The organism is Vreelandella neptunia (genome assembly GCF_022489065.1).
Taxonomy (GTDB): Bacteria; Pseudomonadota; Gammaproteobacteria; order Pseudomonadales; family Halomonadaceae; genus Vreelandella; species Vreelandella neptunia_A.
In genome coordinates this window covers 1-9,795 of record NZ_JAKVTW010000034.1, presented here as the reverse complement: position 1 = coordinate 9,795, position 9,795 = coordinate 1, and the positions used below count along the sequence as shown (strand labels likewise).

The 9,795-nt window shown below is 51.7% G+C and carries 9 protein-coding genes; 7 read left to right on the top strand and 2 right to left on the bottom strand.

Annotated elements, in window-relative coordinates; translation table 11 throughout:
• Window positions 1-274: hypothetical protein (locus tag MLE19_RS22355; protein ID WP_240720551.1), on the top strand; the 274-nt coding region annotated here is incomplete at its 5' end.
• A 252-nt stretch (window positions 275-526) separates the two neighbouring features.
• A complete protein-coding gene (locus tag MLE19_RS22350; protein WP_240720550.1) occupies window positions 527-3,343 on the top strand; it encodes an ATP-binding protein in 2,817 nt (938 codons plus the stop codon).
• Between the two features lie 339 nt (window positions 3,344-3,682).
• Here the strand turns inward: MLE19_RS22350 and MLE19_RS22345 are convergent, their stop codons facing one another.
• Window positions 3,683-4,657 (bottom strand): chromate resistance protein ChrB domain-containing protein, encoded by a 975-nt coding sequence (locus MLE19_RS22345; RefSeq protein ID WP_240720549.1) that lies wholly within the window; start codon window positions 4,655-4,657, stop codon window positions 3,683-3,685.
• An 80-nt stretch (window positions 4,658-4,737) separates the two neighbouring features.
• Here MLE19_RS22345 and chrA point away from each other — a divergent pair, with 80 nt between their 5' ends.
• Window positions 4,738-6,114, top strand: a complete 1,377-nt coding sequence (gene chrA / locus MLE19_RS22340) for a chromate efflux transporter (RefSeq protein WP_240720548.1) — start codon at window positions 4,738-4,740, stop codon at window positions 6,112-6,114.
• A 147-nt stretch (window positions 6,115-6,261) separates the two neighbouring features.
• Window positions 6,262-7,275, top strand: a complete 1,014-nt coding sequence (dmeF, locus tag MLE19_RS22335) for a CDF family Co(II)/Ni(II) efflux transporter DmeF (RefSeq protein ID WP_240720547.1) — start codon at window positions 6,262-6,264, stop codon at window positions 7,273-7,275.
• On the opposite strand, the gene MLE19_RS22330 is transcribed toward dmeF, so the two are convergent.
• Window positions 7,266-7,541, bottom strand: coding sequence for a metal-sensing transcriptional repressor (locus tag MLE19_RS22330; RefSeq protein ID WP_240720546.1), 276 nt, complete (start codon window positions 7,539-7,541; stop codon window positions 7,266-7,268). The genes dmeF and MLE19_RS22330 overlap by 10 nt on opposite strands.
• Before the next feature lie 125 nt (window positions 7,542-7,666).
• Here MLE19_RS22330 and MLE19_RS22325 point away from each other — a divergent pair, with 125 nt between their 5' ends.
• The 3 genes from MLE19_RS22325 to MLE19_RS22315 are packed head-to-tail and all read left to right on the top strand — an operon-like array spanning window position 7,667 to window position 9,590.
• Entirely contained in the window at window positions 7,667-8,026 is a 360-nt protein-coding gene (locus tag MLE19_RS22325) for a hypothetical protein (protein ID WP_240720545.1), read from the top strand.
• Window positions 8,027-8,081: 55 nt separating this feature from the next.
• Complete coding sequence (locus tag MLE19_RS22320; RefSeq protein WP_240720544.1) at window positions 8,082-8,816, top strand: HupE/UreJ family protein; 735 nt, start codon at window positions 8,082-8,084, stop codon at window positions 8,814-8,816.
• 15 nt (window positions 8,817-8,831) lie between these two features.
• Window positions 8,832-9,590 (top strand): hypothetical protein, encoded by a 759-nt coding sequence (locus tag MLE19_RS22315; protein ID WP_240720543.1) that lies wholly within the window; start codon window positions 8,832-8,834, stop codon window positions 9,588-9,590.
• The last annotated feature ends 205 nt before the right edge of the window (window positions 9,591-9,795 follow it).

Below are 9,795 nucleotides of genomic sequence, written 5' to 3'. Positions count from 1 at the left end.
TGAATTTAGCTTACGTGAACGTCTCGAAGCTTTTAGCAAGAATGTTATCGCAAAGCATTTCCCAAATACGCCTAAAGATAGGTGTCTGCTGCGGCCTGCGATGATAGAGGCTTTGATTGAGCTCGAACCTGTATCTACGTCTGAATTCGTCGAGGTAATTCCCGAGTACCTGCGGAAGTCAACAGAGCCTCAAGAGGCGAGGCAATACTTGGGACAAGTACTGGAGATTGTTGCAGGATCGGAGGTCGCACAGACCGCTGATCCCACCATTTAAAGAGGAAGGGGTAAGCAGTGACCAAAATGATAGCTATTGGTGATCTTCTGGTTTCGACCCTGAGCGGACATTCCGGGAAATGCAGCAGGCGCGCGAGTTTTGGATATAGGCTTGAGAGAATATGGCAGGCTGCGTTTGCCGGAACAAAATGCCGGCACGTTCATTCAATTATAAAACGCGCAGTTTAATACGCTGTTAGGCATATGAATGGGATAGTTGTTGCTCTATGCCCATCATCAGGGAGAGAAAGGGATGAGCCAATACCTTTTGAGCTTTGCTAAAAGTCATCTTAATGGTAAATCGGACGCCTACCTAGCGCTCTTTTGGTGCCTTTACAAGGCCAACCAAAGTAAAGGTCGTTATTCTGAGCATATAAAAACCTACTTGACCACAGCAGCTGATGAACTTCTTCAGAAGGACTACCAGCGTATCGCATTACGCTTCAAGAGGGTCCTCGATGCTAAGCCTGAGCTTGATTGGGTGGCCCCCTCTGGCTTGAGCCCCTTGGCACATCTGCAGGTAAAAAACTTCAGGGGATTTGGTGAACTTGCTTCTGAGGACAAAGGAAGCCATCTCAGGTTTAGTAAGACCAAAAATATCTTTTATGCCCCTAACGGAGGCGGAAAGTCTTCGCTGTGTGAAGCCTTGGAGTATGGCGCCACGGGACACATAAAAGAGTCGGATCGACGTAAGACCAAGGTTAGGCAATACATCTCAAGAGGGGCGGGTAAGATGTCCCTGTCCCTAGTGGGGGCAGATGGTGCGCCCGTCACTCGCAGCATCGCCTGGGCAAGCTGCTTTATTGATCGAAATCGCTTACAAGAGTTTTCATTGCTTGGCTCCAAGGATACTGGCAGTCACGAGAGTGACGTCATTGCCACGTTGTTTGGTCTCGAAGAGTTCCAAGACGTCGTTGCACGGTTTGTGAAACCAGAAAGTTTCAACCTGAATATGTATCTTCGCCCAGATCAAACCGAGGCCCTGGCTAACGTTGCCAGCGAGAGAGCGACCTTAATTAAGGAGCGGGATTGCCTTGCCGAGAATATAATTGAGCTGAACAATCAAGTATGCACTCATCTTGATTTGACGACGGGTCAGCAAGGCGCTGTGCGTGTCAGATTCTTGCGTCTAACGAAGCTGGCGGAGCTAAAAATCCGGAAAGCCGAAAGGCTAAAACTTTCAGAGGCTCCCACCATCATTTTGATGGAGCGAATTCGCCGTGCTGGCTGGATCGCAACTCGCTTACTCTCCAGGAAATCGAAGATTGAGGCTGCGTTTCTCCATAACGTGGCAGCAGTCAATTATCGCGCTATTTATGAAGCCCTCGAAGCTATTGAGAACACGGGAACAGGTGATGTCTGTCCTGCTTGCTCCACACCGTTACATAGTGTGACCGAAAACCCGTTCGAGAGAGCTCGGTGTGAGCTTCAGTCACTGGGTATGTTGGAACAACTCAAAATTTCTAAGCATCGCAACGATCATCGTATAGCTCAACTTGCCGCAATAATCTCCACTGGACTTGCTGAGATTGATAAAAATACGCGTTTAGGTGTTTCGTGTTCATTAAACTTGGGCGACCTACAATCAGCCATTTCTAATTTTCAAGCAGCGACAGATAGAGTAACGGCTGCGTCGCAGGTGCTTGATCATTTTACCCAGCTGCTAGCCGTCGACACCGCAGGCATTGAAGCCTATTTTAGCGCTTGTCAGCAGAAGTATGTGGAGGTTAAGCAGGCTGATGTGCGAATCGAGCACCTTGAAGAGCAGGCTTCAACTCTCAAGAAAAGAGAAGAGATCGTTAGAGGACTGTTCACTGAAAAGATTGCTTCGCAACGAGCGTACACCCGCGCGGGTGAGAGAATATTGAGTCTGTGTCTCCAAAGAAACGCCCTTCAGAATGAGGATACTGACAATGTGAAGTTTAATTCATTCATCCAACGACTACAGCTGGAATACAGCAATCTTTACAGCGATTTATTAGGCTATAAGCTTGCCTTAGAAACGTCGAGGATCGCTGGGATTGAGAAAAAGGCTGCCGATTATTACAAAGCGATCAATGACCACGATGATGAGCACGAGCGCATCGAGTCTATCCGTTTTGATAAAACCAGTGATGGCTACCGGATAAAGATTTCGAACGCTGATGGCACGTCCCTAGATGCTTTCTCTATTCTGAGTGAAGGTCATTTGCGGGCACTGGGTCTTTCGCTACTCTTGGCGATGGCCGAGAAGAATAAATTTCCGTTAATCGTTTTCGATGATGTGGTAAACGCTATCGACAGCGATCACCGTTCCAACATTATCGACTTGTTCTTTTCGGATCCGTACCTAAAGCGTACCCAAATGGTGGTCACGACACATGATCGTCTCTTCTGGGAGCGTTTCTGCATCATTGCAGAAAGGCATCCACAAGCTGACCAGCACTCCAGCTGCGTGCTTAGTTATACAAACAAGGGTATCGTGATTGTTGACTACGCAGGTGGGTTCCAGGCGAAGGTTCACGAGGCCCTGGCGGTGTATGACGTGAGGCAGGCGTTAATCTACTGCCGAATCTGGTTTGAGTCCATGGTGGTTGAATATTGCTTAGAGCATTCGGTCTCAATCACTGCCAAGTTTGGAAAATCCAATCTTAAGAAAAATATATATCTACAGATCAGTCTGGAAAAAACTTTTGCGCTAGTTGAGCCTCATATCTCCTACGATCTCAAACACTTCAATTTGATCAAAAATGATCTTGTTAACTGGAGCGGACAAAACCAGGAACATCATGCGTTTGATGAGGACAGTTTGAATTTCGTTCACTCTAAAACCAGTCAAGAGGTCATTAAAATATATGATGCAATCCGCTTACTGGAGTGCCAGCTTTTTCCAGACAAAAAGCAAGCCTCATGCCAAGCCCTTCTTCATGAAGTGAATGAAAAAATCGACGTGGTAACTGGAAAAATTGAAAGACTTGGAAGAGCCCCAATTGAGGTTCAACTGGCTGCTCAACAGAGATTAGACCTTTTGCGTAAACGTGCAACTGAACTTACACAGGAGCTCGCTTACGTTGAGACTTGTCTGGCTTAAATCTCAGCTTGATTTAAGTGTACGATTTGAGGTTAAGCCACCTTGGGAGTCTCTACACGCGTATTGAAGAAAAGAAAACGGTAAATTTATTTATATCGCTCGGACATCCGCTTTTGGCTGAATGTCGCGGCTAGCGACCCAAAGCAGTCATTCCGACACAGGCGACAATACATATGTATACATTTCTCAGCTTTACGAAATCCTGTTATCAACCGTTGGGTTAAAGTCTCTGGTGTCGAGCTTGTCAAAAGCGCCGCCATGGATAGGTCAGATATTGAAATGATTTGGTCACATCAGCCCACTGCTTTAGCTGTCAAAGCATATTCTTGAAGAGCACAGCTAACATGTGTTCCGGTCTGGGTCCCCCGCCAAATACGCCTGGTAAAGGTCATCAAACAACATATCGGTACGTTGCAGTAGGGCATCATCGTCGTCACAGCGCTCTTTAGCCCCGGCCAGCATAAGTTTTAACCCCACGGCCTCCGGCACGGGGGTGCCCCCCACATCCAAGTAGTGGACTAGCTCCGCAATCCTGCTCAAACCTGCCTGCGCCTCAAGGCTAAAACACGCGAGTAGCACTTCAAACGTCACCTTGTCATCAATATGGGTGAAATAGGCTCCATCAAAATCAAACCCCAGCGCGTCTGGCGGGCACTGGCTTGGATGTTCTAGCCACACGAAGCGAGCCTCGGGATCAATAAAGCGCTTGATCAACCAAGCCGATGCTAGCCGATCCACCCAAGGGCGACGGCGCGTGGCCCACCATCTCCCGCGAAATGCAGCGTGGTCAAGCCGTGGGATCTCGGCTTGGATCGGCTGGGGCTCGTCTGGCACAAAGCAACGATTAAAGACGGCCTCCGCTTCTGCCAAGGCCATAATAGCGCGCTCGCTTTCTCGCCCTGGGAAAAAATCGACCTCCACTATACCTTGTAAACGTCGCTGCAGCTGGGTCAATTGACGCTGCGCGTCTCGCTCCTCCAACTGAGGGCAAACCTGCTGCCAGTCAACCACCGCCGCCCGTAAGGCTTGAAAATCCGGCGTTCGATCAAAGAGCGAAGGCAACACATCGACGCTATCTATGGCTGAATCGTCTACCTCGATCAGCAGCGCGTTACCTCCCAGCTCCCGAATAGCGCCGACTAGCTGCTCCAGCGCCTCCCTTCGCGAGGGGCTAGCAGGCAATAAGTAGACGCCATCTCTGAGTACCACGGCACCTAAACCACGAAGCGCCCGCCAGATCCTCATACGGGGCGTGCCCGCCCGTCCACTGAGACGCATGATCAGGATTAACCAGTGTTGTACGTTATCTGTCATACCGCCTCTTTCGTTGTATGTATAACCTCACTGTTATACATTCTACAAAATAACACCCCTACATCGCTAAAGAGTGTGCCATGCCGCCCAACATTGAGTCGCCCCATCAAGTACCGTTCCGTGAGGCCGTTAGGGTCTGGTTACGAATCGCACTACTGAGCTTTGGCGGCCCCGCCGGACAAATAGCGGTGATGCATCGCATTCTTGTCGAAGAAAAAAAATGGATTGGCGAGCGCCGTTTTTTGCACGCGCTTAACTACTGCATGATGTTGCCGGGCCCAGAAGCGCAACAGTTGGCTATCTATATCGGTTGGCTGATGCATCGTACCAAAGGTGGCTTGGTGGCGGGCAGCCTCTTTGTGTTACCTGGCTTCATCGCCATTTTGGCCTTGAGCTACCTGTATGCCGCCTTGGGCAATGTGGGGGCCGTTGAAGGGCTCTTCTTTGGCCTAAAAGCGGCGGTACTGGCCGTGGTGCTTAACGCTGTCGTACGTATAGGCAAGCGGGCACTGAAAAATCAGATAATGCTTGGCATCGCCGCTGCCGCGTTTGTTGCCATCTTCTTTTTTGAGGTGGCGTTTCCGGTGATTGTTCTAAGCGCGGCCCTTCTGGGGTACTGGGGAGGGAAGCGTGGCATGACAGCCTTTCAGGTAGGAGGTGGCCACGGTGATGCCGACGAGTCAGTTCTTAGCGACCGAGATTCCCTACTGGGAGAAGGGCTGCCTGCCCATGCACGCCCCAATCGCCAGTGGTCGCTACGCATGTCAGGCACGTTACTCCTATTGTGGCTAACACCGGTGGTGGTGCTATTGGCCCTATTCGGCAGCGAGAATGTGTTCAGTCAGATCGCATTCTTCTTTAGCAAGATGGCGGTGGTCACCTTTGGCGGTGCCTATGCGGTGCTGGGTTACGTCACTCAAGAGGCGGTGCAAAATTATGGATGGCTGGCACCGGGCGAGATGCTGGATGGCCTGGGCATGGCGGAGACGACACCGGGCCCGTTAATTCAAGTCGTGCAGTTTGTTGGGTTTATGGGCGCTTATCGTGAGGCCACAGGCCTTGATCCTATGTTGGCCGCAACGCTCGCCGCATTGCTGACCACGTGGGTAACGTTCGTACCTTGTTTTCTTTGGATATTTTTAGGAGCTCCCTATGTGGAGCGTTTACGTGACAACCGCGCCCTAAGCGCGGCGCTGTCCGCTATTACCGCTGCGGTTGTCGGGGTTATCCTCAACTTAGCCATTTGGTTTGGACTTCACGTTATCTTCGCTGACGTAGGCGAATGGCACGTGATGGGAGCGCGACTTTTAGCGCCGAACTTAGCGTCCCTCGATTTACTAGCGTTGTTACTGGCGGCAGGCGCCATGATCGCGATTTTTCATTTCAAGGTTGGCATGCTCAAAGTGCTGGCGGGTTGCGCGCTTCTTGGTGTCTTAGCGTCTCTGGTGGTTTTTTAGCCAGCAGTCGCCCGCTGATGGCGTTTCCGTCTCGCGAGCGTCGTCCTTTATAATTCTCTGCGCTTGCTCTCACACGCTTGGTTGTGAACCCACCTGATCTCCACTAACATCACATCTATCCCCCCTGGGGGGATAGATGGCGTCGCAATGCTCGATAGCGCCTACGCTGAACATGTTCTTCTTCCCTTAGGTACGCCCGTCATGCATCACCATTGCCTTGACCAATGGCAGCACGATCATACATTTGGCCAGAACCATAAACGCTCCGGTGAGTCGCGGACGCTCTTTGTGGTCGGGCTGACCCTGGTCATGATGGTTTGGGAAATCACGGCGGGGGTGATCTACGGGTCAATGGCGCTGCTGGCCGATGGGTTGCATATGGGCTCCCATGCAGTGGCACTGGGTATTGCCGCCTTTGCGTATGCCTATGCCCGTAAGCATGCCATGAGTGACCGGTTCTCATTTGGCACCGGAAAGGTCAACGCGCTGGGCGGGTTTACTGGCGCGATACTGCTGGCCGTGTTCGCCCTTTATATGGTGATAGAAAGCGTGGGCCGCTTTATTCAACCCGTTGAGATCTCGTTTAACGGGGCTATTTTCGTCGCGTTTATTGGTTTGGTGGTCAACGGTGTTTCTGCCTGGATATTAGGCGAGGCCGGTCATGATCACCATCATGGACACGACCATGACCACAGCCATCATCATGATCATAATCGTCGTGCCGCTTACCTGCATGTACTGGCAGATGCACTGACATCAGTGCTCGCGATTGTGGCGCTGCTGGCGGGTAAATATGCGGGTTGGAGTTGGATGGATCCTGCCATGGGCATCGTGGGCGCTATCTTGGTCACCCGCTGGTCATGGCAGTTGCTTAAAGAGACATCGACAGTACTGCTGGATCATCAGCATCCATCGATGGAAAACGCCATCAAGCAGGCTGTTGAGAACGATGATGCCCGTGTGAGTGATCTTCATGTGTGGTCGATTGGCCCCAGTATTTATGCTGCTATCGTCTCCATCGTGGCCCATGAACCCGAGTCGCCCACGGCTTACAAACGCCATATCCAGGCCCACTGTTCCTCTCTCGTTCACATCACGGTTGAGATATTGCCCTGTGAGGAAGACCCGAGTGCTGGCCTGGCGGTAGCTCCTCACAGATAACGCGCAATCGCTTTGAAATCGTCGACATGGTGTTGCTGTTCCGGTGAGAGCGGGCTAAGGGCGTCATCCAGACAGTGTTCAATATGGTCATGGATCAATACGCGCTTAGCCTGCTGGACAGCTTTCTCGACCGCGTGGAGCTGCTGCGCAATGTCGAGGCAGTGGCGACCCTCTTCCATCATTTGCGTCACGCTTTGTAGATGGCCACGAGCGCGATTTAGCCGCTTGATGATATCGGGATGCGACTGGTGGGTATGCGGTGTCATGTTCTTTTCCTTTTCATTGTTTCTATCCCCCTAGGGGGGATGTTAATCTATTGGTATCATGCTGCCAACGCTAGCGCTGAAGCAGCATATGTTGCTTGGTTAACTTTCACTCTGGTTGTTTTGTCATGCTCCATCGGCTGCGCCACCGCCTTGGCTACCTTATGTTCTTACTAGTGTTCTTGCCTAGCCTGGTCATTACCAGCATTGGCGAGGCGCAAGCCCATGGGGCGGCGAGCATAGTCAGCGACTATACAAGTGATCTAAACGGTCATGGGCATGCCCATACCCATGGCCATATGCATGAAGACGGTCGCCAGCTCCCCCATGAGAGCGGCAGTCACTTCCATGAACAAGCGGATCGGTTGGGGGCGAGCATTGCCATCGCACCCAACGTCCGTCATGCCCTGCGGCTAGGCGAACGACGCGCTTTTCCCCTGCGTCGCGTCTACCGCTTGGAGCGCCCTCCACGGCCAGTCGTCGCTTGATGACTGGGGCCATCCATCCGATGGCCAACACAAATGACAAACCCGTGGAGGTTGCATGTTTCCATCCCAAGTAAGGGGTGTGCTCGGCTTGCCTATGATGGCCCGACGCCACGCCTTAGCCTTTTTAACCCTGCTATTAATGCTACTGGGCGCCAGTGGCGAGGCGCTTGCTCACGCGGTGGCTGAAGGTGACAAGGGCTATATACAAGAGATCTATGGTGTTCATCTGATCTCGTTTATGTATCTCGGTGCCAAGCACATGGTAACGGGGTATGACCACATCCTGTTTTTGTTAGGGGTCATCTTTTTCCTCTACCGAATGCAGCATATCGCTATTTACGTCAGCCTCTTTGCCATCGGTCACTCGACGACGATGCTGTTAGGGGTGTACTTCAATATCGGCATCAATAGCTATCTGATCGATGCCATCATCGGACTCTCCGTTGTCTACAAGGCGCTCGATAACATCGGTGCGTATCAGCGCTGGTTCGGCTTTCAGCCCAACACCAAGGTCGCCACGTTGGTGTTCGGTCTGTTTCATGGCTTCGGCCTGTCGAGCAAGATCATTGAGTACGATATCTCGTCCGATGGTCTCGTCCCTAACCTCCTGGCATTCAACGTAGGCGTAGAGATCGGCCAATTACTGGCATTGAGCGCCATTCTCATTGTGATGGGCTTCTGGCGACGCACTACTGGCTTCTTACGCCACGCGTATACCGCCAACGTCGCCATGATGTGTGCTGGTTTTATGCTGGTGGGTTATCAACTCACCGGCTATTTCATTGCCTAATTGAAGGAGTCCCCGATGTATAACACTGATCTTCCAACCCGTGCCGAATTGCCGTCAACGGGTAAGTTACTTCGCTCTACATTGATGGCCGCCGTTATCGCCGTCGCTTTGCTGATTACCGTCGTGCTGCCTGCTGAGTATGCCATTGACCCGACCGGCGCTGGGCGCTTGTTGGGGCTGACCGAGATGGGTGAAATCAAGACCCAACTGGCCGAAGAGGCCGAGCTTGACCAGGCTAATGACGAAGCCGCTGCCGTGCAGGCATCCCCATCCGCCACACCTCAAGAATCAGCAAGTGATAACCAGCCCACGGCTGCACAACAGGCTTCAGATGTAGAGCCGGAGCAAGTAGCCTCCTTGGTACCTGACCAAGAGATGGTGCAGCCCGAGGCTAGCGTAGCGCTTGCTGAAGCTTTGGCCGCTGAAGAGGCAGCCTCCCAGGCAACTAAAGAAGCTGCCACATGGAGCGATGAAGTGAGCTTCACTCTGACACCGGGTGAGGGCACCGAGTACAAGCTGACGATGGAAGAAGGCGCTGTCGCGACATTCGCTTGGGTGTCCGATGGGGGGCCACTTAATTTCGACACCCACGGTGACGGAAATGGCAACTCGATCAGCTATGAGAAAGGACGCGGTGTGCCCGAAGATGAGGGAGAACTGGAAGCTGCGTTCACAGGTAACCACGGTTGGTTCTTTCGTAATCGCAATGATAACGACGTGACCGTAGTGTTGCGCGTTGGAGGGGACTATGGGGAGCTGAACAAGGTTCTCTAAAGCAGTGGCCCCTAGCGCTCTCCTGAGCGTTAGGGGCTTTTGCCATCAGCGTCGCTACATTGATGGGAAATCGTCTTCAGAATTAGATGAGATAGTGATCAGTGGGTTATCTGATTCAATATAAAATTTCGGCATATATGCGAAATATCTGAAAGTCTTCTATTGGCCGAGTGAGGAATTTCAGCATATGCTGAAGAAATAGCTG